We start from the raw sequence: 22,201 nt of genomic DNA, 5'->3' as shown, positions 1-22,201 counted from the left end.
CTAGGATATCCCTTCCCGCCTGCGCTCGCAGGCGCTGATTCGACATCGCCCGCCCTGCGGCATCGCGTGGAAGGCATTCACGATGACGTTCGCCAACACCTGACTGATCTGGGTTTCGTCTCCCATGACGAGCGGAAGGTCCCCATCGACCGATTGCTCGATCGTGATCCCACGCGCGTCCGCCTCGATTCTCATGGGGGAGGCAATGTGCTCGATGAGGTCCTGCAGGTGAATCTCATGGCGACCCATTGAGTCTGGCCCGGCGAACTTTTGTAAGGTGTCCAGAATGGCGGAGAGCCGGCGGCATTCCGCGGGCATATCGTTGTGCGTGATGTGCCGATGGTCCTGCAGTGCGGCCGAAGGTCGTTTCAAGACCGATTCGGCCGCCGGATTGACCGCCGTGATGATCTCCTGTCCGTTCAAGGTCAGGATTCCGGTCGGAATGCTCTGAAGAATATTGCGTGCCAGGCCCTTCACCTCTTCGAGGGTTCGGCGGGTGTTCTCATAATGAAGCAGAGTGATGACCACGGCGATGCCGATCGCGCTGATTAGAAACACGAGCAGCGTGGTGACGATCAGGTCTTGGCGGGATTGTCACAGAGACGGGATCTGTTCCGTTTGAAGTGCCTGGTCGGCCACCAGGCCGCGCACCAGCAGGTGCTCCCGCTCGAGGCTGAGGAGAGCGGGACGACGGTGACGACCAACGCGAGAGTGAGGACGACCGCCGTGATGGGGTGGTAGGGAATCCAGCGAAAGCGAGCGACGTGAGGAACTGGCCTGAACATAGGCGCAGGTTGCCCGTCTGGCGACATGCTAACACGGAAATGAACGCGCTGATAGCAGGGGCGCCTGAGCCGTGCGCGGCGGCAACTCCAGCTGGCCGGTCCCCCGGTTCGCTAGGAGCCGGAAGTCAGTGGGTGAGTTGAATTTCGACCCGAAGCTGCGCAGTTGGAGAAGAATCCTGATTGACGACATAGGTTGCCGTTTCCTGCGAGCCGGATGGTCCGGCTTGGCTGACGGCTTCGGTCAGTTGGTCGGTTGCGAGGCGACCGAGCAAGACGGCTTCCTGTCTGGTGATCGGTCCGAACGGTACGCGCGACAGGCGAATCGTCAGCCTGATAGGAGTTGATTCTACCGACAGCGCCACCTGCTCACGCTGTTCCGAGGCAAGTTTGAGCGAAATCTTGCCCGTTTCCTTATCAGGGAGCAGCAATTGCGGATCTGCATCGCCGACGGCTTTCCAAACCTGAATATAGGCCGCCTGATTCGCTTCGACGGTCAATCGTATGGGGCCTCGAAGGGGCTGCGCCGTCGACAGATCCACCTCTTTCTGCCTGCCGTCAGTTTCGATCGTCATGATGCTGTATCGGAGACCGAGCGGCGGGAGCATTTCAGGTTTGGCGGCAGACCTGCCCAAGCCGAAGAATCCCTGGCTCTTGGATGCTTTCCGCTCATGCTCGCTACGATCGGACTCGCTGGGCTGCCCGCTGTAGAACAGGGCCCGAGCGCTCTGCGCGGGTGCGGCAGCGGCGAGGAGCGAGGAGGGACGAGGCGGAGCGCCGGCTATCGAGGGGGAAGCAGGAGCACCTGAAGATGGTGCCGGGGCCGCGGCCGATGGTTGCAAGGTGGCGTTGCCTGCCGGCGCCGTCTCTTTCAATTCAGTAGCCGAGTCCGATGCGCGGTCGGCCGTGGACTTCAGCGCGGCCAGGTCCTGCGTCGACCGCTCCGCCGACGATCCAGCCACCGATTGAGGAGGTGTCGGTGTGATCGCTTGCGGTGGCTCGGCGCGTGGCGTGGACTGAGTCCGCTCGCGTTTGCGCGGTTTCTCGCGCGGCAATTCTTGTCTCGGCTCCGGTTTGACGGCGGCAGCCTTGCCCTTGGCGAGGCCAGGTAGGGCTTGTTCCGGTTCAGGGGCCGCTTGCTTCGCCGGTGGCGGCGAGCTTGGAAGCGCGGTCGGCCGTGCCTCCTCGGTGGCAGCCGGCTGGGACGACTGTTTGAGCCCTTCTTCGAAAATTCTGGTGCCGAACACCAATGTGAACAGGGCTGCGGCGAGTCCGCCAGCGAAGGCCAGCCCCGCCGGTCTTCGGAACCAATCCAACCAGGAGAGCCCGCTACGCCTTTCATCGGGAGCGGGCCGGCGAAGCGTCTCCAGTAGTCGTTGACGCACTGCCGGATCGATCAATAGTTCCTTCAGTGCCTGTTCGTCGGCCAGCGCGTTGAACAGTTGCTGGTCATCGATGGCGGCTTGATAGAGTTTGCGCCGCTCCTCCGGCGTCAGCGTGTCGGCAGCGAAACCGCCCAGCAACTTGTCGAGATCGTGGTCGGTCATCGGTAACGTCCCGCGTAAAGCGTATCTCGTGGTTCGAAAGACTCGGTCATCGCCTGATCCCGGGGGCGTCCCATGTCCCGCCCATGAGATCCAATAACTGTTTTCGGCAACGGAGATCCCAAGTATAGATCGTGTTGATCGAGGTTTGGTTCATCAGCCGTTGGATCTCGGGGAAGGTCTTGCCTTCCAGTTTCCAACGGAAGAGTTCCCGGCACCGTTCCCCAAGTTGCGCGATCGCGGAGACAAGCCGATCCACTCGCTGCTTCTGGTCGAGTTGCGAGGCCGGATCGTCCGCCGGGTCGGCCAGCGGCAGCGCTTCGATGCTTTCCTGATTATACAATCCGCGACGGAGACTCTTTCGGTGTTCATCCAACATCTTGAAGCGGAGAATCTGGAACGAGAGTGGAACCAATTCGGTCAGCTCCCGCACGGAGCCGTATTTCTCCTGCAGGACGATCAGCACCTCCTGCGTCAGGTCCTCCGCGAGGTCCCTCGAAAGACGTGATGTCGCAAATGCGAGAATCCTTTCACGCAAGCGGCTGAGGATGTGGTCTCGATCCATGGATGATTACGCTGTTGGCGCGGTCGGCCGCGTCAGCATATCCCCAATCGAGATAAAATTCACCCCGAGCGCCCGGCAGAGCATTACCTGCCGATCAAACCGGTTGTCGGTCTGCACGATCTTCGACAAGGCCCTCAGTCCGACACGCCCCCAGGCGGCGAGATGAAAGACCGAGAGCGGATAGTCCGTACCGAAGAGCAGCCGGCCATGGAGATCCGGACAGCGGCGAAGATGGAGCAACATCTTCATGCGGTTCGGCAGCGTCAGCGCAGAAATATCGGCATAAAAGTTCGGGTAGTGTGCGGCGAATTCGTGCAGGGTCGGAAGGAATTTTTCGTAGAGCATCAGGCCGTAACTGCAGGCATGGGCCGCGATGACCGTGACGCCTTCATCCAAAGCGAGCCGCAGCCGGTCCGGTTCACCTACGGATTGATCCTTCCCGATCAAGCTGAACTCGAACCCGACATGGCTGAGGAGCGGCAGTCGGCGATCGGCCAGTGCCCGATAAAACGAACGGTACTTAGGGTCGGCAGGGTTGAAATGCTGGGCGTTCGGCAGGACCTTCACGAGCACCGCGCCGGCGTCCGCGCAACGATGGACTTCATCGACGGCGTCCTCCCGCTGCGGGTTGATCGATGGCCCGGCCAAGAATAGGTCTGGGTACGCGTTGGTTTGGCGGAAGACGTAGTCGTTGCTGACGAGGAACTCGGTGTGTTGCCGATTCAGCAGGCCGGTCTGGTCGTAGAACCCGTCCATGCCGAGCAGCACGGCCTTGCCGACATGGGCCGAGGCCCTGAGTTCCGTCGCGAGATGGTCGATATATCTCCTGTTGGCCTCAGCCGGATCGGTCGGGGAGAGATCCTGTTTCCAGAGCAGAAACCGAAAGAGCGGACTCTTGAGGAGTTTCGGGGAAATGAAGCAGCCGTTGCCGCGCTCCGGCAACGCCGCCAGGTGGACGTGGCAGTCGATCAGTTGCTTTGCCGTGCTAAGCATTATGGAATGAGAGCGAATAGCTTATGGCTCATGCGTATGGCATGGGCAAGAGCAGATGGATTCCTCGCTCCGAAGAGAGTCTGTGCCATTCGCCATAGGCTATATGCCGTATGCTCCCTTGCCCTGCCTATGCGTCACGCTTCACGCGCTCCCAATCGTTCCGTCGCGATGCGCTTGAGCGCGCGTAGGTCCAGTTTGCCGGTCCCCAGGACGGGCAGCGCCTCGACCTTCACGAAATGGTTCCGTGACGGAATGAACAGATTCGGCAAGCCGGATGCGGCGACTTTTTCGAGAATCTCGGGCAGCTTGGCTTCATCGAGCGTGTGGAGTACCGCGAGTCTCTCCCCCTTCTTCTCGTCCGGCAGGCCGGTGACGGCAAAGACCTGCATGTCGGCGTTCGCGGCGGTTTGCAAGGCCTCCTCGACACGCCCGTGCGGGACCATCTCTCCTCCGATTTTGGAGAAGCGCGACAGCCGATCCGTGATCGACAAGAATCCATCGTCGTCGAGGGAGGCGATGTCGCCGGTGACGTACCACCCGTCCCGCATGACCTGCGCGGTGAGGTCTTCGCGCCCCAGATAGCCGTTCATGACGTTGGGGCCCTTTACCAAGAGCATACCGGCTGTACCGGGCGGGAGCGGCTTGAATGTCTCGGGATCCACGATTTGCACGGCAATCCCCGGCAGCGGCTGTCCGACGGTGCCGCGGCGTGAGGCGGTTTGGAAGAATCCTGCCGCCCGAAAGTCCGGGCTGTTCACGGCGATGACCGGTGCACATTCGGTGACGCCGTAGCCTTCGATGGGCCTGATGCCGAAGCGGTCTTCGAAGGTTTGATTCAGCCGCAGCGGCAGTTTCTCGGCACCGGTCAGCACCACGCGGAGCGAACTGAACTGCTCGGGGGTGCAACGCCGCATGTAGAGCTGCAAGAAGGTCGGTGTGGTGACGAGGAAGGTCACGCGGTGGCGATGGACCAGCTCTCCGATGGCCGTGACGTCGAGCGGAGATGGATGAAACACCATGCCGGCGTTGTTGAACATGACGAACCAGAACACGAGATAGCCGAACGAGTGGAAGAAGGGCAGAATGCCGAGCACCCGTTCGTCTTGGTAGAGATGCAGCAGTTGCGTGGCCCCCTGTGCGTTGGCATCGATGCTGAAGTGCGAGAGCATGACGCCCTTGGGGTCTCCGGTGCTTCCGCTGCTGAAGATGATCGTGGCCAGGTCGTCCGTGCTCGTGGGCCGCTCTTGGCCGCAGGCGCGTTCGATGAGCCGGTTTGGAGCCAGCAGGGCCAACAGCATCGCCACGAGTTTCTGCGATGAGCCGATGGTTTTGCCGATGTCTTCCATCCAGAGGATTGTGGGGCTCGACGGCAGCTCGAGCTTGGCCTTTTCAACGAATGCGCGGCTGGTCACGACGGATTCCAGTCCGGCCAGCCGGACGGCGGCTTCCAGGCCGGCCTTTCCGACGGTGTAGTTCAAGTTGACGATCGTCTTCCCGCAGAGCGCTGCGGCGATGTTCACCAATGCGCCGGCGACCGTCGGCGGCAGCAGGACTCCGACGTGGCGCTGATTCCGCCAGTGGGGGGCCAACGCACGGGCCACGGCGATGGCGCCGATCAAGGCCTGAATGGCCGACACGTGCGGCCGGTTCTGATCCGCCATCGCAAAGCGGAACGGGTAGCGTCTCATCGCACGCACAAACTGCCGGTGGAGCGGGCGGCGGCCGGAACGCCGGAGTTGCCAGGCCGCTTCGCCCAACGTACGAATGTGGTGGCGCAGCTCGTGCGCGGGGGTGGACGCGGGCAGGGGCTCGCCGTAGGACACCGTCACCGGGTAGGGAATCCGCTCAGGCCGTTTCCAGAGAAAGCGGCCATGGTTGAAGCTGAAGATACTGCCCCAGACGCGATCGAGGTGCACGGGGATGATCGGTGCCTGCTTGCCTTTCATGATCCGCTCGAACCCGCGGCGAAACGGCAACAACGTGCCGGTCCGTGTGATCTGGCCCTCGGGGAAGATGCAGACGATCTCGCCCTTGTCGATGGCGGAGCCGGCGTCCCGCAATGCGCGCAGCACCACCCTCGGTCCGCCGTGCGTTGTGATGGGAATGACCCCCAGCACCTGCATGAAGGGTTTCATCAGCGGATGTTGGGCGTAGTGTGCATCGACGACAAAGCGGATCGGACGGTCGACGCTCGCGATTAGCAACAGGCCGTCGATGAAGGACACATGGTTGGGGACCAGCAAAGCACCGCCGTTTTTGGGAACATGCTCGTGGCCGACGATCTTGAGGCGGTAGACGGAGTTCGTGAAGATCACCAGCAGGGTGCGGAGCAGGGCTTCGGGAAGCAGCCACACTGCCCAGACTGTGCCGAGGACCGTGAAGGCTGCGGTTGCGAGAAAGATTCCGGTGGTGGAGAGGCCGGCCTGAGCGAGCGAGCCGGCGCCGAGCGAGCCCAGCATGATGCCGGTGAACACGCAGGTATTTTCGAAGGCGATGACCGAACCTCGGCGATCCGCGGGCGAGCGCCATTGGATCAAGGCGTTCAACGGCACGAAGATCATCGCGCTGGCCGTGCCGAGCAGAACCATCAGGGTCAGCGTGGAGGGAAATCCCGGTGCGAACAAGCCCAGACTCGACAACATCACCGCCACGCCGACGGCGCCGAGGGGAATCAGGCCGTACTCTACGCGTGCTTGGGAGAGGTGTCCCACCAGCTTGGCTCCGATGCCGATGCCGATCGAAAGCATCATGAGCGGCAGGCCGGATTGCCAATCGGACACACCCAACACAGCCTTGGCATAGACCAAGATGTTTTGGGCGAAGAGGCTCGCGATGGTCCAGAAGAACACCGCGCCGCTCACGGCGAGCCGCAACATACGGTCTGCCTGCAGGGCGGACCAGGCGCCCTGCCACGTGTTGAGTAAACCGCCCTCGGTCCTGGCCGGTGGAACGGGTGGAATGGTGCGGGCCGCGGCCAAACCGACCAGCGACAGGATCGCCAGCAGCAGCGGTGCCAGCCAGACGTGATCCCCCACCAGCGATAACAGAATTCCCGGCGCGGCGGTTCCCGAAAGAATGGCCAGGAACGTCCACATCTCCAACTGTCCGTTGCCGGCCGCCAGCTTTTCGTGTGGAACCAATTCGGCCAGGATGCCGTACTTCGCCGGACTGAACAGCGCGCTGTGGATGCCCATTGCCGCCAGCACGATGAGGGGCAGGAGACCGCCGGCCGGATTGAGCCACAGGGAGGCGGTTCCCGCCGTCATCAGCAGCACCTCGACCGACTTCATGCCGATGATGACCGTGCGTTTGCTGACCCGGTCCGCAAGCAGTCCCGCGACCAGCGAGACGACCGCCAAGGGCAGCGTGAAGATGATGAAGGCCAGTGAGGTCTGGGTTTGCGAAGCCGTTTCGAATTCGGGGCCGGGCGCGATCGTGGCGGCGAGTTGACGGATGCCGAGCAGCGCCACCATCAACTTCCAGGCGTTGTCGTTGAACGCGCCGCAGAACTGGGCAATCAGCAGGCCCCGGAGCGGAGAGGTCTTGAGCGAAGCGGGAGGCTGCGTGTCGATGGGGGTCACCGTTGATCGGGGTTATGCCGTGCGTCGCGTGATCCGGTCGCTAGTCTGCAGGAACTCCCGGCCCGATGCAATCCGCTATCGTCCCAGGTCCGGACTGCGTACCGGAAGTCCTTCAAGTTCCATGATCCGCAGGGCGTTCGTCGTCGGGCAGGGGCCAGGACGGAGCCGGTAGTCGAATTGCAACGCGCCGTCCGCCACGGTTTCCTGAAAATGGACGTTGGTGACGCCGGTGCCCTGTCGCTCCAGTTCGGCCAGCTCGAGGTCGTGCGTGGTCACGAAACCGAACCCATTGGTGCCGGTGAGCTGAGTGATGAGGGCCCGGCCGCCGATCAGTCGTTCACGGTTGTTGGTGCCTTTGAAGATTTCGTCGATCAGGAACAGCACCGGCGGGCGTTGGCGTGCTTCGGCCGCCGTCAGGATCGCTTTCAACCGTTTGACCTCGGCGTAGAAAAACGACAGCCCCGCTTCCAGAGAATCGTCCACTCGGATGCAGCAGCCGAACCGGACCGGCGTCCAGACAAACGTGCGCGCGCAGACCGGGGCACCGGCTTGGGCCAGGCAGGTGTTGATCCCGACTGTGCGCAGGAACGTGCTTTTGCCCGACATGTTCGAGCCTGTCACCAGAAAGATGCGCCCCGATCCCTCGAGCGTGATACTGTTGCTGACCCTGGTTGTTCGCGGGAGCAAGGGATGTGCGAGGCTTTCCCCTTGGATCAACGGTCGGTCGCCGTTGGCTGACGCAGACCCTGGCCTGACCCGGCAGTCCGGCCACTGGTAGTCCGGATGCAAGTAGGCAAAGGTGCCGAGGGCGGCGGTGGCATCGACCTCGGCGAGAGTTTCGAACCACTGGGGCGCGACGGTCGCAATGCGGTCCTGGAGCCGTTGCAATCGGTACGTGTGATAGAGATCCCAGGGCACCATGGCATTGACGGCATAATGGACCAAGGGGTGGGCCCGCACGCTCAGCCGGTTCATCAGGGACGCGGCTTGCTTGAGCGAACGCGAGGGGCTGGTCTGTCTGTCCGTGAGCGGGCGGCACAGCATGCCGAGTTTGGGCGTGAGGGCGTAGCCCCGGTGCTCCAGGTAACCGAGCACGGAGCTGAGCCGTTCCATTTGGAAATGCAACGACTGCGCATGGTCGAAGATTTCTTCGCTCCGTCCCCGGACCATCAAGTAGAGGAATGCATAGAGGCCGAACGACAGCATCCAGTAGCCAGGCAGGCGATCGAATACGTCTGCGAGCAGCAGCAACGGGGTTGCGATCGCGAGGCCGGTTTCAACGAGTAAGAGCGGCACCAGGGCTCGATCTTCGACGTCCTTCTGAAACACGGCTTGGAGCCGTCGCCCATCGATGTCCGCTTCATCCAAGGTCTGCGATTCGACCACCAGCCGATCGCGGAGCAGGGCAAGCGGCGCGAGTTCACGCACCAACGCTTGCCGATGGTTCCAGGACTCGATCGGCGCCGGCTGCTCGAGTAACCAGTTCCGCAGACGATCCCGGCCTTGCGCGGACATGGTGGTGTCGATCAAATGCAGCAGAGAATGGGGACCTGCCACGTCGAGATCGCGCGCATAGCCGTGGCCATCCGGCATCTCGACCGATCGCAGGGGGATGAGAGACCAGTCCAGGTGGATTCGGCCGACGTGCGCCTGCTTGATGCGACGCCAGCGGTCCAGGCGATGCAAGCGATCTTCGAGCCTGTTATGATACCAGGCCGCCGTCGCGAACCCGAGGAGGGCGGCAGCCAGAACGAGGTTGCCCGTCAGGGTCCAACCGAGCTTGTGCGGGACGATCGAGCCGATCAGCCCGGCGACAAAAAGACCGAGCCGGATGCGACTGAACCAAGCGGCCGCCCGTTGGCCGCGGAGGGTGAGGCGCTCACTGCGTCGGATGGTGCGCTGAAGGGCCGCCAGGCGTGACAGGACGGTGGCTGGCATCGAATGTACGGACATTGTATTGCTGACGATACTGGGACTCTGAGATGACGTCAACCACGAACGATCTCGACACAAGCAAATGGATTCAGGTGGACGTGACGGCGGCCGTAGATCCGGCCGAGCTGTTGGGCCTGCTGAGCGATCCGCATGTGATGGGGGCATGGCAGGAAGAAGATCTGCTGCACCTCTATTGGCCTGCCGCCAAATGGGGACCGGATAACTTGAGGTCCTTGCAGTCCGCGCTGGCCTGTTTCGGTTGCGAGCCAGGCCCTGGTGCGGTGCGCGTCAATCATCTGCCCGATCGGGATTGGAATGCCGAATGGGCCAGACAGGTCCAACCGATCCGGGTCGGCCCCTTTGTGATCCGTCCCGCGTGGCACAGCGTGGAGTTGAAGCCCGGCGAGATCGAATTCATCCTCGATCCCAAGCAGGCCTTCGGTACCGGTCACCATGCGACGACGCAATTGTTGCTTGAATGGTTGCCCGAGCTGGTCGGCCCGACGGATTTCGTGCTGGATATCGGCACCGGTAGCGGAATTCTCGCGATGGCGGCGTTGCGAGTGGGGGCGAAACGGGCACGAGGGGTGGACAATGATGCCGTGGCGATCGAGTGCGCGCGGGAGTATGCCCAGGTCAACGGGTTCGACGAACGCCTAAGCCTGGAGGTGCTGTCTGCCGGTGAAGAACGGGCCGGCGAGGCATTCGCGCCGACGTTGGTATTGGCGAATGTGGATCGGAGGACGTTGCTGGCGGTGGTGGAGCCGCTGGCGCGGTATGTGGCGCAGGGCGCCAGGTTGCTGCTCTCGGGCCTTCTGCTGGACCAGCGTGACGAAATTCAACAAGCCTACGCGGCCCACGGTGCTTATCTGGCCCATGCCCGCGAACGAGACGGCTGGCTGGCGTTGGAATTGATCGCTATGGAAGGATGCGACGGAACTTAGGAGCCTTTGGCCACCCTCCCCATGCCTATTGCGCCATATCTCCATCAAATCAGTGTATCGGACGGCGGAGTGCCGAAGAGCTCGGTGCCGTCGGTCCAGGTCACGACCGAAGGGCTCGTCGGCGATCGGCAGCGGAATCGAAAGGTGCATGGAGGCCCCGATCGGGCAGTCTGTCTGTACTCCCTCGAGGTCATCGAATCATTGCAAGGAGAGGGGCACTCGATCGCGCCAGGGGCGTCCGGGGAGAACCTCACCATTGCAGGGTTGGATTGGAATCAGTTGAGACCTGGTGACAGGCTCGACATCGGCGAGAGCCTGCAGCTGGAGATCACCGGCTACACGACCCCTTGTCGGTTCAATGCCCAGTGGTTCATTGATGGAAATTACGAACGGATCTCCCAGAAGCGCCATCCCGGATGGAGCCGTGCCTATGCCCGTGTTCTGCAAGCAGGCCACGTGAAGCAGGGCGACGCGGTGAGGGTGAACGGATAAATTGGGATTTTGTAACTTCGCGATCTAGTGAAGGCGAAGGAAATGGATCGCATACTTGAACTGGAGTTGATGGACGATGCTGCGCAGGCGCTGGCCTATGCGCGGGCTGATTTTTCCTCTGAGAACCAAGGGTTTGTCGATCGATTTTGTGAGTACTTCCCGGAGTGGACCGAAGGACATGTGATCGATCTGGGTTGCGGCCCGGCGGACATTCCGCTCCGGTTTCTGCGCAGGTATCCGAAGGCTCGGATGACGGCGATCGATGCCAGCCGGCCGATGATCGAATTGGCGCAACAAGCGGTGAAAGAGGTGAGCGCGGCCGGGGCGATCACGCTCTGTTGCGAACGGTTTCAGGCCTGGCAGCCCGCCGAAGGCGCCGATGCGATTTTGTCAAACAGCCTGCTGCATCATCTCCCCAATCCGCTGCAGTTTTGGGGACGCCTCAGACAGTGGGCGAAGCCAGGCGCCTGTATTCTCGTGATGGATCTTCTGCGGCCGGATTCTCCCGAGGCGGCGCAAGCGCTTGTCGAACAGTATGCGGCCGACGAGGCGCCCATCTTGAAACGCGATTTCTACAACTCGCTCCTCGCGGCTTTCACGGAAGACGAAGTGGCTGCCCAGCTGGCGCAGATGAACCTGTCACGGTTGCTGATCGATGTGCCGGATGATCGGCATTGGGTGGTGGGCGGCATGATCCCGTGAGCGGGGTTGGGCGGGTGAGACTGACGGCCTTTTAGAGCATCTTGCCGAGCCGAGAAATGAGTTTGCCTGATCTGCGCACCCACCGATTGTCCTTGACGCTGTCCTTACTGTTCCTGTTGAGTGTAGGAACTTGCGACAAGGTTGCGGCTCAGCTGCAGCAGCTAAAGAAGCCGCGCGTGAGTCCTGATGCTGTCTCAGTCCTCGAGACGCCGATGGCGGTGATTCCCGAAGGCGAGTTTCTCATGGGGGCCGACGGCACCGAGGCGTTGGAAGATGAGAAGCCGCAGCATCGCGTCTGGCTTGACCGATTCGAAATCGATCTTCACGAAGTGACGACCCGGCAATATGCGGCGTTCTTGTCGCAGGAGAAGCGGATCACGCCTTGGTTGTGGGAGTCGGTAGATCTTGCTGTTCACCATGACCGTCCGGTGATCGGTGTGAGCTGGGGCGATGCCGAGGCCTATTGCCGTTGGCGGGGGCGGCGGTTGCCGACGGAAGCGGAATGGGAGAAGGCTGCGCGCGGCACTGACGGGCGGCTGTATCCCTGGGGCAATTCAGCGCCTACCCAGGCTCAGGCGAACTTCGCACTGGGGGCGCGGTTCAGCTATAGCCAAGCACTGATGCCGGTTCGATCCTATGAAACCGGGGTCAGTCCCTATGGGCTGTTTCAGATGGCCGGGAATGTCTGGGAGTGGGTTGCGGATTGGTATGAAGCGGGGTACTACGAGCGGAGCCCCGTGAGAAATCCGCCGGGGCCCGAGGCTGGATCATTCAAAGTGCTTCGCGGTGGGGCCTGGTCGGACCTGCCCAAGTATCTGCTCACCTATGGCCGGTTCAAGCTGTCGCCGGATACTCAAAACAGCTACACGGGATTTCGCTGCGCCAAGAACACCGCTTCCAACACTCTACCGTGACGCGGATGCCGCGGGCACACCCGCTCACGGCCTGTTGCTCTGATCACTCAATAAATATTCTTGCTGACTTCGTCCGACTTCGGGCTTTCGTTTCCCCATTGGTCAAAGGCTGAGACGGCGAAGTAATAGGTGTGGCCGAGCGGCAGATCGCTCAACGTGAAGCTCGTCCCTCCGGTGACGTCGAACGGCCCCGCATAACCATACTGACCAGGGGTCGTTCCGACATAGACTCTGTATCCGGCCGGATTGCCATCGGCGGTAGCAGCCCAGGAGAGTATCGCCGCGCCGGTCGTCGGCATCGGGGGCTGGGTGCTTGGGGAACTCGCCGCGGGTGGAGCGGAAGCCGGCATGTGCATAGGAACCAGGACAATCGGGGGACTCGGAGCGACGGGCAACGAGAATTGGTTCGCCTCATCCCCACGGCGCACAATACTTCTGGCGGCGCCGCGGCCACGCGCCGATGGCGTATCGGTTTCCGTCGACGTGTCCGTCATCATCTTTATCTCACGGTCCTGGGACGGAGGGGCACCGGTGTTGGGTATCCGTGATCCCATCGACAAGAGGCGAATCGGTTTTCCTGTCCGAGGAAGGGCCGTAAGTTTATTCGTCGAGGCGGGAGGGGTGGACAACGAGAGTTTTGGCTGGCTCTTGTCTTTGCGGTCGCCAGCCTGTGCCGGTGAGGCCTGTTCCTCCTGCGTGGCGGGTGGTTTGGGCCGAACGATCAGGCTGTGGCCGTGAGGAATGGTGGTGTCGGCTTGCGTAGGGATCGGCATCGGGAACAGTGCGGCGCCGAGGATGACAAGAAACAAGGACGTGAAACGGCCCCTGTATTTCATGGCGCAATCTCCGATGCGGACGGTGGATGCTGCAGGCGGTGATGGCCTGCAAGTCCGGACCGCTCTCCCGCAAGCCGGGCGCCACTGGCGCACCGGCCTACGGTTGTTAGCTCTGCTGCTGGCCTAGAACAGGCTCTTGCTGTATTCGACCGACTTGACGCTTTCGTTACCGGAACGATCATACGCGGACACGGCGAAGAAATAGGTCGTTCCGAGGGGCAGGTTGGGAATCGTCAGACTGGTCCCGCTGGTGACTTCAAATGGACCTCTGAACGTATAGTTTCCCGACGATGTCCCGACGTAGACGCGATATCCGGCCAAATCTGATTCTGTATTCGCCGTCCATGACACCGTGGCGCTCGCGGTCGTCGAGACAGGCGTCGGTGGGGGCGGAGGCGGCGTACTTGCCACCGAACTCAAGACAGGCGGAGGCGGCGGCGCAGTCACCGTACTGGGCGGCGGCGGGGGCGGCGGCGGAGTGGCCGCCGTGGCGCTGCCGGTCACGGTAAGCGAGACCGGCACCCTGATCATGTTGCTATAGCCGTTGATGCCTGACTCGGCCAGGTAGACGACGCCGCTATAGGTGCCGGCGGCGAGCCCGGCTGCTTGGGCCGTGACCACCAGTTGGTCCGTTTCGGTCGTAATGGTCTGGGTGCTGCCGTAGGGCGGATTCATCCAGATCCAGGGCTGGTTCGTGCTGATGTAGTAGGAGCGGGCATCGGTGCCGGTCTTCTTGAGACTCAAGGTGCCGACGGCGGTCTGCCCGCTCTGGGCCGACAGGGTGAGCCCGCCGGGCGTGACCTGGATCGGCGAGGCTGCGACGGTCGTCGGGGCCGGCGGCGGGCTCGGCGGCGTCGCAGGAGGCGGAGGAGTGACTGCCGTAGGGGTTGGCGGCGGCGGGGGTGTCGCGGTCGTGGTGCCGGCGGTCACCGTCAGGGTCACGGGAATCCGCTGCATATTCGTCGAGTTGTCCGGTGCATTTTGGACGATGTACACCACGCCTGTGTGGGTGCCGACCGGCAACCCAGCAGTTTGAGCAGTCACGACAATTTGGTCCGTTTCCGAGGCGATCGTCTGGGTGCTCCCATAGGGCGGATTCATCCAGATCCAATTTTGATTCGTGCTGATGAAATAGGTGTGCTGGTCGGTGCCGTCTTTGCGAAGACTGAGGGTGCCGGTGGCGGTCTGTCCGCTTCGGGCGGTCAAGGATAGTCCAGCTGGAGGCGTCACCTGAATCGGCGACACAGAGGCGGCGGTGGCGGCCATCGCTTGCGGGATGGTCTGAATTGCGAGACTCGCGCAGCAACCGGCAGCAACAATCGCCAACAGACTTTTTCTGAATTGCATGGTGAAACCTCCAAGAAAGTCGCACCAATTGATTTGAGCAATCGACGTGCCAGAAGTGAAACAAACTCGAGTCGCCAGAAACCTTCGTTACGAGCCAATTTGAACGGAAATTATTTCGATTCAATCGGACGGAGAGAAAATGTGTACAAGAGGGTCCGTGGCCTGGAGGAGAAACCCTGCGATCCCATCAAATCAGGGGTGCGCGAGGGAAGGTGGTGCAATCCGGCGGAATTATGAGCGGATTGAAAGGGAGGTTCTCTGCCGGGAAGAGACTGGGCTTAATGCGCGACGATCCAATCCGTAATCAGGCTGAGCATGCGCTGGAAATCTGGCGATTTAGTGAACTGATGATCGGCTCCAGGCAACATCTCCAATCGCTTGGAGCCTGGCAGCGCGTCGTGGAGCCGTTGGCTCTGGTGGAGCGGCACATATTCATCGCAATCGCCCTGCACGATGATCGTTGGTGTCGGAATATTTCTCGCCGGTTCGTAGGCGATTCGGTTCAGGCAGTCTTCGTAAAACGCAAAGTCGAGCGGAATCCTCGTGGGGCCGCCGTGGAGGTCGGGGATCGAATTCGTGCGGCGCCATTCCTCCATGCCGGTCTCTTTGAGTTCCAACCGGAGTTCCTCGCCGAAATCCACCACCGGACATTTTAGTGCAAGACAAGAGAGCGGCGGCATCCCGGTCGGGAGGCGACTGTTTCCGACGGCCCATTCGGCCGCAGCCAGGATCGAGACGAGCCCGCCGAAACTCGATCCCACCAGCGCCAACCGTCGGTAACCCCGTCGCGTGGCGAGCACCAGGGCCGCCAATGCCTGGTCGACGCCGATCGTGGTGGTCAGCACGCGGAACGGGCCGTCGCTTTCTCCATGCCCGAAAAAGTCAAACCGCAGGGTCGCGACGCCTCGATCGAGCAAGTTGCGTGTGAGAGCCTTGTTGCTCGTGCTGTTCTTCTGGGACAGGAAGCCGTGGCACAGGACGGCGATTCTGTCGGTGCCCTTGTCCGGGGCGGTCAGGATTGCCGAGACTCGATGCCCGGAGGAGTCTGTGAAGCTGAAGGCTTCTTCCATAGTCTGTCGTCGGGGAGATCCCGCCCTGTAGCCGATCGGTCAATGCTCGTGATGGTGCTTATCCGCAGAGGGCGCTGTTCCTACGACCTGGGCCAGCTTGATGGTGACGAGGGTCATGCCGGTCAACAGCAGCCCGAAGCTTATCCACGATGCAGTTTGCACCGCGGCGGACCCAAGCGGCAGGTTCCAGGTCAATGATGCCACCAGTCCCAGGCCGAGGGTACCGAAACTCAGCGCTGCGATTTGTAGCGTCCGCCATCGATTCATGATCTGCTCCAACTCAGCCTGATACGCCGGCCGCTTTTTGTGGCTGGGGACTCGATGGGCCGACAGGAGCGTGGGGAGACAGAACGCCAAACCACCGATGGTCGCATGCAGCAAAAAGCCGATGAACGTCAGGTGCGTGTAGGCGATCAAATGGAGTGTTCCGTAGGGCATGATCGGTGGAGTCGACAATACGTTGTAACCGATCCCCAGACCCACGACTGTGGTGACGACCAGAAAAAACACGGCGATCAGCAGGTGATCGGTCGCCGCTGAGCCGGCCGACCCTCCGCTCCAGGTGCGCAGAAGTGTGAAGGTGTAAAGGCCAAGAAACAGGAGGAGACCTCCACCGGCCGCCAACTGGATCGGCACCGAGGTCAGCAGGAATCCGGTCAGCAAACCTGCCACGCAGGCCGGGATGCACAACAGTGCGGTGTGGGCCAACCCGGCACTGCTGAGCGGACGTTGTATCAGGCTCGGGATGCCTAGTTGAATGACGGTGAGCCCGATCAACACGAGCCCCATGAGCACTCCGCTGTGGAGATGGCTGAGCCTGAGCACACCGTGCCACTCTGGATACCACAGGCCGGCGAGCAGCATTCCCAGTCCAAGACAGGCGACCAACCCGATCGCAGCCAAGACTCCCATGAACGAGTGGACGGTGGTCCAGCCGGTCCACGTTTGAAGGAGGCTCCATACCGGGCGAAACAAGGGGACGATGGCCATGGCGAGGACAATGCCGGAGGCCATCATGATGACGGAGTCGCGTTGGATGGAGCCGACCGTCAGCCCGAGCGCCGCGGCATTGAAGCCGATGAATCGGAGCAGGCGGGCCGCACGTTTCGAGGGCGGCTGGGTCAGTTCGATCGACGCGAGGGCCAGCCCGATCAGGATTTGCAGAATGCCGCCGACCAACGTGCCATGGGCGTGGATCAGCCGAAGGGCCGGGGGAAGCGGCGAACCGCGCAGCATACCAAGGAAACTGCCCAGGCCGAGCAGCGAGGAGAGGACAATCCAGGCCCATCCGGTCAGTTGAAACGAGAGTGCCGATCCGATCGTGCGATCCATCGTCGATCAACCCTGTGCGAGAAAATAAAAGTGATTCGTCGGTCCTTTGCCATGTCCGATCGCCAGGCCGTGTCTGATGGCTTCCGTCAGATAGGTCTTGGCAGTTTGGACTGCGTCCGGAACCGATTTGCCCCTCGCCAGGTGTGCGGCAATGGCGGAGGCAAAAGTGCATCCGGTGCCGTGGGTGTGCGGCGTGTCGATGAACTCACCCTTGAAGATGTTGAAGAAACGGCCGTCGTACAACAGGTCGGTGCCACGGTCCGAGGACAAATGTCCGCCCTTGATCAGCACGTAGGCGGCGCCGAACTGATGCAGGATCTTTGCGGCGCGCCGGGCATCGGCAAGGGAGGCGATCTCGATGCCGGACAATTGTTGGGCTTCATGAATATTGGGCGTGATCATGAGGGCCAGCGGGAACAGTTCCTTCTTCAGTGTGTCGACGGCATCGGGCTTCAAAAGGTTGCGGCCGCTCTTGGAGATCATGACCGGGTCCACCACGAGATTCCGAACGTTCTGCGGCCTCAGGAGCCGCACCACGGTTCTAATGGTTTCCGTCGTGGCGAGCATGCCGGTCTTCACGGCGGCGATATCGAAATCATCGAAGACGGCGTCAAGTTGGGCGGCCACGCTCGACACGGGCAGGTCGAACACGTCGGTGACCTCTTCCGTATTCTGTGCGGTGACCGAGGTGATGACCGACATGGCATAGCAGCCGTTGGCGGAAATTGACTTGATGTCGGCTTGAATTCCGGCGCCGCCGCCGGAGTCGGATCCTGCAATCGTCAGCACTTGTTTGATCATGGGACGGAATTCCTGGATAGAGGTTACGGTTTACGATGTCGGGGCACTGGCGTCCGGGGGCGCGGCCGGTGATGGTTCTGCCGGAGGCTGTTCGGGAGCCGAGGCCGGGGCATCCGGCGTCAACACCAGACCGGTAAAGGCAAACAGGGCATCGGACCGGGGCGCCGTCTCATGCATATGCAGGCTGAGCGTGTGGCCGGGGGCCTTGTCTTTTACCGGGAACGAGAGCGTGACGCGTTTGCTCTGGGCGGCTGCCAATTCGAACCCGCGCGTGCAGAGCGACTCTCGGCTGTGGGTCACGTCCTGTTTCCACTGGTTCCCCTCGGTGTCCTGCAGATAGGTATCCTGCAGTTGGCAGGCGATACGCAGATCCCGGCCCGATCGGTTCTCGTACAGCAATTCCACCGTGACGTAGTCGCCTTGCCGGGAAAGGCTTGTGAGGATGACCCGGTACAGGTCGTTCTGGTGGAGCTTCGAAATCGGGACCGGAGGCGCTGTCGATTTGGGCGCTGCTTTGACTTCCTTCGGCACCGTCTCCTGTTGTTTGATAAGGGCAGCGAGCGGTCCGGCTTTGGGGAGCAGCCCTCTGGCGGCGCCCACGGATTGCACCGTGTAGGGCCCGATGAGCTTGACGGTGATTTGAATGCCTTCGGGAATGTCCATGAAGGAGCCGGTCACGAACAGGTCGGTACGCAGAGCCTTGGCCACGCGTTTGGCGGCCTTCGCCTGTGAGGCCTCAAGGTGCGTCAACTGGTGCTTCTTCATCGTGGCGATCATGAGCTTGTGGTCAACGACCTTCAGGTCCCCGACGACCAACAGCTGAGTCGCCACTTCTTCTGCGAGAAACCGCCCGATGGGTGTCGCTTCGCCTTTGGGATCCACGAAATCCAAGACGGCGAGGCGCTCTTTCTTGAGCTTGATCGCCTCTGCCGCGACACCCTCGGCCAACTCCCGGAGGCTTTCTTCATATTTCGAGGCGGCGACGGCGGGCGAGTGCCACAGGGCCAGCAGCAGGATGGATAGGAATAGTCTCAACATCGAACGCGTGATCATCGCTCCATAACGAAAGCGCTCACATTATACATAGGCTGAGGGCGCTGTCCAATGATGCTGGTGTGCTGCGCCGGACAGTACCTGGTTATCGGATGAGCCGACGGGCCAGGATCCGACCGGCGCCATAGCCGACGCCCGAGGCGACAAGCAGCATGACGGGGAGAAACAGATAGGCCAGCGCTCCCTGCGCATCGGGATAGAGCAGCACGGAGGTGTGGGTCCAAAGCGAGAGGCCGGTCATCGAGAGCGCGGCGAGTGCAAGACCGCAGGCCCGACGTCGGATCGTCAACGGATCGGCCAGTGGAGCATGGCCGAGGTGGAGCAGCATCCAGACGGCCCATAGGAGAAACGGCGCCATATTGAGGATGCCGATAAGAAAGAAGTTGTAGCCCGGCGCGAACAGATGCAGGCGGAAGGCATGCCAGGCCTGCCCCCAGGGGACATGACGGACGAGATGGTCGAAGCCGATCATGATCAGCCAGGGAAGCAGGAGCCCGCCGACGAGGGCCATCCAGTAGCCTAGGCGCAGAAGGAAGCGGAGCGGTCTTATGTCTGGAGCCGGCGCGCTGGTCATGGGGTTCCCGTTTCGGTGATGGCGGCGATGGCCTCGGCGACACTCTCTCGAACGATCTGGTCCGGGTCGTGACGTGCCTGTTCCAGTGCGGGTAAGCCCTCCTTCGCGGAGGGCCCCATCGCGCCCAGCGCTTCGGCTGCCAAGTACCGATAGAGCGGGTGCCGGTGCTGAAGCACAGGCGAGATGGTCGGAACGGCAGCAGCCGCCGACGGTCCGAGTTGAGCCAGTTGGAACAAGGCATAGTCCAGGCTCATGGAACTGCGGACCATGAGGCCCAAGGTCTCTGCCTGTGTCCGTTCATCTCGCGCCTGGCGACCCAAGGCGGTCCTGGCAAGGGTGGCGATCGTCGTATCGGCATCATTCGTCAGGCCGGAGAGGGCGTCGGCGGCTTCCTTGCTGATGGGATGACTGAACGCGAACTGCATTACCACGGCGTGTCGAACGAAGGAATCGGGATCGTGCAGCCCTGCGATCAATGCAGAGGTCACGGTGGGTGCCGGGAGTCCGATCGCAGCGAGGGCGGATAGGGCGTTGCGGCGAACGAGTTCGTCCGCATCACGGGAGACAGCGAGGAGCGCAGGTATAGCCGGTTTGGCGACCGGTCCGAGACTGCCGAGCACTGCGCAAGCCGTTCGTTTGAGCTGAACGTCTTGGTCCTGCAGGAGAGGGATATAGCGGGTCATCACCCGGCGCGCCGCCGCCAGATCGATCGACTTGAGTGCCGCCGCGGCGGTCGTATTGGCGTGTTGGAGTGGGTCCTTGGTCGCCTGGGCGATCAAGTCCGGCACGGCAGCGACCGCTGCCGGTCCGATGTGTCCCAATTGCTCCGCCGCAACAATACGAGACGAAGGATCATCCTCGTGCAAGAGTTCGATGAGCGAAGGAACCGCCCGTTCGCCGGTAGAGGCCCAGTACCAGAGGACCAGCAGGCCGACGAACAAGGTGAGCCCGAGGAGATGCGCGCGAATTTCTCGGGAGTTGAGGAGGCTCGGGTGAGTTGTCATTGAAGCAGAGCTCATGTCGCAGCGTCGGCGCCAAGCGTCTACTGTATGGTACCAGCCGATCCTAAAAGGTGCGAAGGGAAACGCGTATCGGGCGTCGCTGGCAGGTCGGTTCGTTGCCGGAGGGGAGCGGGCTCCAGGCGGCATTGAGGGCTTGGCAGGTCAGGCGCGCCAAGGCTTCCTCCAAGCCGGCGGTCGACTGCAGAAGCCGGGCGTTACCGCTCCAGGTGATCTCGCTCGACTCCACCTGCACCCCGCGCACCGAGACGCCGAGCCGATAGAGCGGCTGAGCGTTTGCTCCGGCCCCGCCGAACAGGCTGAAGTTCATGTTGGCCTGCGTACCCAGGGTGGCGGAGATGTAGAAGAAGGCCACGAGGTCTGCACCGAGCAGCTTGCCGACCTTGAGCGCCTGCGCCTCGCCATCCGGCGTATGGGGCAGGCGAAGGGTTCTACCGCAATGACTGTATCAACGCAAGCCGTGGGCGCCACAGCGAAAACTGAGCCACGGGTAGCACGGGACGTTCGGACTCTACGCAGAGTGCCTAGATTACACCATAGGGAGAATCCCCATTGACCCTCGGGATTTTCCCCGTGACGTAAGAGGCGCCGGCGGGACTAGCATGGAAGCATGGACAGCCTACACCAAGGAGGCCGACATGCCAGTCTACTTCCTCATTGGAATGACCGTGTTGATCCTCGCCATCTCCGTCTGGGCGTCCGTTTCGGAAGAGGGAAGCGACTCGGAGGACTATGGTGAATATGAGCCGCAGTGGGAGCCGTTTGAAACGGAGCAGGAGTATCGCAAAGCAAGCTAGGGGCCTAGGGAGTGGAGGGTAGGCGCAGTTGGGCGGGGTGCTCATCTCCCTACGTCTACCTTCTTTCTCCTTGCTCCCCAAGAATGTGGGGTGGATGCAAGCACACCGCGTTCTCGCCCTGGCCTATGTCGTCACACCGGCCATTTCTCTTCGTTCCAGGCCATCTCCCAGAACATCCATTCATATTTCGAACTGATCAGAAACGACTGCTCCATCCGCTTCTTTTCTTCATGACCTGCGACGCGCGCCCATGCGTCCACTTTCGCTCGCATCCATTCCTGCACCGCTTCGAACTCGGGGGAAGCATAGAGCAGCAGCCAATCGCGGTACGGATGTTTCGCGGGCGGCGGGCCGTCTTTGAGGAAATGCTTTCCGACCACGCAGTAAATCCAGGCACAGGGAAGCGCGACCACGGCGATCTCTGCCGCAGTGCCGCCTTGGGCGACCGCCAACATATGGCGCGTGTAGGCATAGTTCGTCGGTGCCATCGGTTGGTTGACCATGTCTTGAGGGGAGAGTTTCCATTTCTTGCCGTAGCTCTCATGGAGGCTGCGTTCGACGACGATGGTGTCTTCCGCAAGCTTGGCGAATCTAAACGCACTTTCAGAGTCGGGTGCTCGCAAGGCTCCGGCCGCGAAGACACGTGCGAGGTCGCTGAGAAATCGAGCATCCTGCAGGATGTAGTAGCGGAACTTTCGCTCGGGCAGTGTGCCCTTGCCGAGCGCCGCCACGAATGGGTGCGTCAGCTGGGCATCCCACACCGGTTGGGCAAGTTTTCGGAGATGGTTGGAAAAGGACATGAAGCCTCCTTGGTCGGCGTAAAACAGCACTCGTCTCTCGTGAAGCGTATCTCGGTGGAGCAAGCGCTGATGACGAATGGCCTAAGGTAGGAAGGTCCGCACCGCATCTGCGATCCGCCA

22 protein-coding genes are annotated in these 22,201 nt (G+C 61.7%); 6 read left to right on the top strand and 16 right to left on the bottom strand.

What is annotated here, in order from left to right; translation table 11 throughout:
* Positions 1-558 (bottom strand): PAS domain-containing protein, encoded by a 558-nt coding sequence (locus KF814_06035; GenBank protein MBX3235692.1) that lies wholly within the window; start codon positions 556-558, stop codon positions 1-3.
* A 24-nt stretch (positions 559-582) separates the two neighbouring features.
* Here KF814_06035 and KF814_06030 point away from each other — a divergent pair, with 24 nt between their 5' ends.
* Entirely contained in the window at positions 583-741 is a 159-nt protein-coding gene (locus KF814_06030; GenBank protein MBX3235691.1) for a hypothetical protein, read from the top strand.
* A gap of 169 nt (positions 742-910) precedes the next feature.
* Here the strand turns inward: KF814_06030 and KF814_06025 are convergent, their stop codons facing one another.
* From KF814_06025 to KF814_06005, 5 genes are all read right to left on the bottom strand, one after another.
* On the bottom strand, positions 911-2,329 hold the full coding sequence (locus tag KF814_06025) for a hypothetical protein (protein ID MBX3235690.1): 1,419 nt from the start codon (positions 2,327-2,329) through the stop codon (positions 911-913).
* 46 nt (positions 2,330-2,375) lie between these two features.
* On the bottom strand, positions 2,376-2,891 hold the full coding sequence (locus tag KF814_06020; protein ID MBX3235689.1) for a sigma-70 family RNA polymerase sigma factor: 516 nt from the start codon (positions 2,889-2,891) through the stop codon (positions 2,376-2,378).
* A 6-nt stretch (positions 2,892-2,897) separates the two neighbouring features.
* Entirely contained in the window at positions 2,898-3,884 is a 987-nt protein-coding gene (locus tag KF814_06015) for an amidohydrolase family protein (GenBank protein MBX3235688.1), read from the bottom strand.
* Between the two features lie 134 nt (positions 3,885-4,018).
* Positions 4,019-7,456, bottom strand: a complete 3,438-nt coding sequence (locus tag KF814_06010) for an MFS transporter (protein ID MBX3235687.1) — start codon at positions 7,454-7,456, stop codon at positions 4,019-4,021.
* 84 nt (positions 7,457-7,540) lie between these two features.
* Positions 7,541-9,403 carry a hypothetical protein gene (locus tag KF814_06005; protein ID MBX3235686.1) on the bottom strand — a complete coding sequence of 621 codons (1,863 nt, stop codon included), beginning with the start codon at positions 9,401-9,403 and terminating at the stop codon, positions 7,541-7,543.
* 44 nt (positions 9,404-9,447) lie between these two features.
* On the opposite strand from KF814_06005, the gene KF814_06000 reads away from it, so the two are divergent.
* From KF814_06000 to KF814_05985, 4 genes are all read left to right on the top strand, one after another.
* Positions 9,448-10,344 (top strand): 50S ribosomal protein L11 methyltransferase, encoded by an 897-nt coding sequence (locus KF814_06000; GenBank protein MBX3235685.1) that lies wholly within the window; start codon positions 9,448-9,450, stop codon positions 10,342-10,344.
* Positions 10,345-10,365: 21 nt separating this feature from the next.
* Entirely contained in the window at positions 10,366-10,836 is a 471-nt protein-coding gene (locus KF814_05995) for an MOSC domain-containing protein (GenBank protein ID MBX3235684.1), read from the top strand.
* A gap of 42 nt (positions 10,837-10,878) precedes the next feature.
* On the top strand, positions 10,879-11,538 hold the full coding sequence (locus KF814_05990) for a class I SAM-dependent methyltransferase (GenBank protein ID MBX3235683.1): 660 nt from the start codon (positions 10,879-10,881) through the stop codon (positions 11,536-11,538).
* A 176-nt stretch (positions 11,539-11,714) separates the two neighbouring features.
* Entirely contained in the window at positions 11,715-12,452 is a 738-nt protein-coding gene (locus tag KF814_05985) for a formylglycine-generating enzyme family protein (GenBank protein ID MBX3235682.1), read from the top strand.
* Between the two features lie 47 nt (positions 12,453-12,499).
* Here the strand turns inward: KF814_05985 and KF814_05980 are convergent, their stop codons facing one another.
* The 9 genes from KF814_05980 to KF814_05940 form a co-directional block, all read right to left on the bottom strand.
* Positions 12,500-13,288: a fibronectin type III domain-containing protein gene (locus KF814_05980; protein ID MBX3235681.1), complete on the bottom strand. Its 789-nt coding sequence runs from the start codon at positions 13,286-13,288 to the stop codon at positions 12,500-12,502.
* A gap of 123 nt (positions 13,289-13,411) precedes the next feature.
* Complete coding sequence (locus KF814_05975; protein MBX3235680.1) at positions 13,412-14,635, bottom strand: fibronectin type III domain-containing protein; 1,224 nt, start codon at positions 14,633-14,635, stop codon at positions 13,412-13,414.
* A 278-nt stretch (positions 14,636-14,913) separates the two neighbouring features.
* Entirely contained in the window at positions 14,914-15,705 is a 792-nt protein-coding gene (locus KF814_05970; protein ID MBX3235679.1) for an alpha/beta fold hydrolase, read from the bottom strand.
* A 39-nt stretch (positions 15,706-15,744) separates the two neighbouring features.
* The gene (locus tag KF814_05965) at positions 15,745-17,037 is read right to left on the bottom strand and encodes a hypothetical protein (GenBank protein ID MBX3235678.1); all 1,293 of its coding nucleotides are present in this window, start codon (positions 17,035-17,037) and stop codon (positions 15,745-15,747) included.
* 6 nt (positions 17,038-17,043) lie between these two features.
* On the bottom strand, positions 17,044-17,838 hold the full coding sequence (gene thiD / locus KF814_05960) for a bifunctional hydroxymethylpyrimidine kinase/phosphomethylpyrimidine kinase (GenBank protein MBX3235677.1): 795 nt from the start codon (positions 17,836-17,838) through the stop codon (positions 17,044-17,046).
* Positions 17,839-17,868: 30 nt separating this feature from the next.
* Positions 17,869-18,876, bottom strand: a complete 1,008-nt coding sequence (locus KF814_05955) for a hypothetical protein (protein ID MBX3235676.1) — start codon at positions 18,874-18,876, stop codon at positions 17,869-17,871.
* A gap of 100 nt (positions 18,877-18,976) precedes the next feature.
* On the bottom strand, positions 18,977-19,465 hold the full coding sequence (locus tag KF814_05950) for a hypothetical protein (GenBank protein ID MBX3235675.1): 489 nt from the start codon (positions 19,463-19,465) through the stop codon (positions 18,977-18,979).
* Entirely contained in the window at positions 19,462-20,469 is a 1,008-nt protein-coding gene (locus tag KF814_05945; GenBank protein MBX3235674.1) for a HEAT repeat domain-containing protein, read from the bottom strand. Before KF814_05945 ends, KF814_05950 begins: the two co-directional genes overlap by 4 nt.
* A 61-nt stretch (positions 20,470-20,530) precedes the next feature.
* Positions 20,531-20,839, bottom strand: a complete 309-nt coding sequence (locus KF814_05940) for a hypothetical protein (GenBank protein ID MBX3235673.1) — start codon at positions 20,837-20,839, stop codon at positions 20,531-20,533.
* Between the two features lie 283 nt (positions 20,840-21,122).
* Between KF814_05940 and KF814_05935 the strand changes: the two genes are divergently transcribed.
* Positions 21,123-21,281 carry a hypothetical protein gene (locus tag KF814_05935; GenBank protein MBX3235672.1) on the top strand — a complete coding sequence of 53 codons (159 nt, stop codon included), beginning with the start codon at positions 21,123-21,125 and terminating at the stop codon, positions 21,279-21,281.
* A 131-nt stretch (positions 21,282-21,412) separates the two neighbouring features.
* Here KF814_05935 and tenA read toward each other — a convergent pair whose 3' ends face one another.
* Positions 21,413-22,081 (bottom strand): thiaminase II, encoded by a 669-nt coding sequence (tenA, locus tag KF814_05930; protein MBX3235671.1) that lies wholly within the window; start codon positions 22,079-22,081, stop codon positions 21,413-21,415.
* Positions 22,082-22,201: the final 120 nt, after the last annotated feature.

The sequence above is a fragment of the Nitrospiraceae bacterium genome, assembly GCA_019637075.1.
In the GTDB taxonomy this organism is placed as follows: domain Bacteria; phylum Nitrospirota; class Nitrospiria; order Nitrospirales; family Nitrospiraceae; genus JAHBWI01.
The sequence above is the reverse complement of the archived record's forward strand: the minus strand, read 5'-3'. Positions and strand labels throughout refer to the sequence as shown.

What these genes read in the sequence shown, in the direction of transcription:
- tenA (MBX3235671.1), bottom strand. Translation starts at nt 22,081, where the DNA reads ATGTCCTTTTCCAACCATCTCCGAAAACTTGCCCAACCGGTGTGGGAT.
- KF814_06005 (MBX3235686.1), bottom strand. Translation starts at nt 9,403, where the DNA reads ATGCCAGCCACCGTCCTGTCACGCCTGGCGGCCCTTCAGCGCACCATC.
- KF814_05955 (MBX3235676.1), bottom strand. Translation starts at nt 18,876, where the DNA reads ATGTTGAGACTATTCCTATCCATCCTGCTGCTGGCCCTGTGGCACTCG.
- KF814_05970 (MBX3235679.1), bottom strand. Translation starts at nt 15,705, where the DNA reads ATGGAAGAAGCCTTCAGCTTCACAGACTCCTCCGGGCATCGAGTCTCG.
- KF814_05935 (MBX3235672.1), top strand. Translation starts at nt 21,123, where the DNA reads ATGCCAGTCTACTTCCTCATTGGAATGACCGTGTTGATCCTCGCCATC.
- KF814_06025 (MBX3235690.1), bottom strand. Translation starts at nt 2,329, where the DNA reads ATGACCGACCACGATCTCGACAAGTTGCTGGGCGGTTTCGCTGCCGAC.
- KF814_05965 (MBX3235678.1), bottom strand. Translation starts at nt 17,037, where the DNA reads ATGGATCGCACGATCGGATCGGCACTCTCGTTTCAACTGACCGGATGG.
- KF814_06020 (MBX3235689.1), bottom strand. Translation starts at nt 2,891, where the DNA reads ATGGATCGAGACCACATCCTCAGCCGCTTGCGTGAAAGGATTCTCGCA.
- KF814_05980 (MBX3235681.1), bottom strand. Translation starts at nt 13,288, where the DNA reads ATGAAATACAGGGGCCGTTTCACGTCCTTGTTTCTTGTCATCCTCGGC.
- KF814_05950 (MBX3235675.1), bottom strand. Translation starts at nt 19,465, where the DNA reads ATGACCAGCGCGCCGGCTCCAGACATAAGACCGCTCCGCTTCCTTCTG.
- KF814_05995 (MBX3235684.1), top strand. Translation starts at nt 10,366, where the DNA reads ATGCCTATTGCGCCATATCTCCATCAAATCAGTGTATCGGACGGCGGA.
- KF814_06000 (MBX3235685.1), top strand. Translation starts at nt 9,448, where the DNA reads ATGACGTCAACCACGAACGATCTCGACACAAGCAAATGGATTCAGGTG.
- KF814_05945 (MBX3235674.1), bottom strand. Translation starts at nt 20,469, where the DNA reads ATGACAACTCACCCGAGCCTCCTCAACTCCCGAGAAATTCGCGCGCAT.
- thiD (MBX3235677.1), bottom strand. Translation starts at nt 17,838, where the DNA reads ATGATCAAACAAGTGCTGACGATTGCAGGATCCGACTCCGGCGGCGGC.
- KF814_05990 (MBX3235683.1), top strand. Translation starts at nt 10,879, where the DNA reads ATGGATCGCATACTTGAACTGGAGTTGATGGACGATGCTGCGCAGGCG.
- KF814_06015 (MBX3235688.1), bottom strand. Translation starts at nt 3,884, where the DNA reads ATGCTTAGCACGGCAAAGCAACTGATCGACTGCCACGTCCACCTGGCG.
- KF814_05975 (MBX3235680.1), bottom strand. Translation starts at nt 14,635, where the DNA reads ATGCAATTCAGAAAAAGTCTGTTGGCGATTGTTGCTGCCGGTTGCTGC.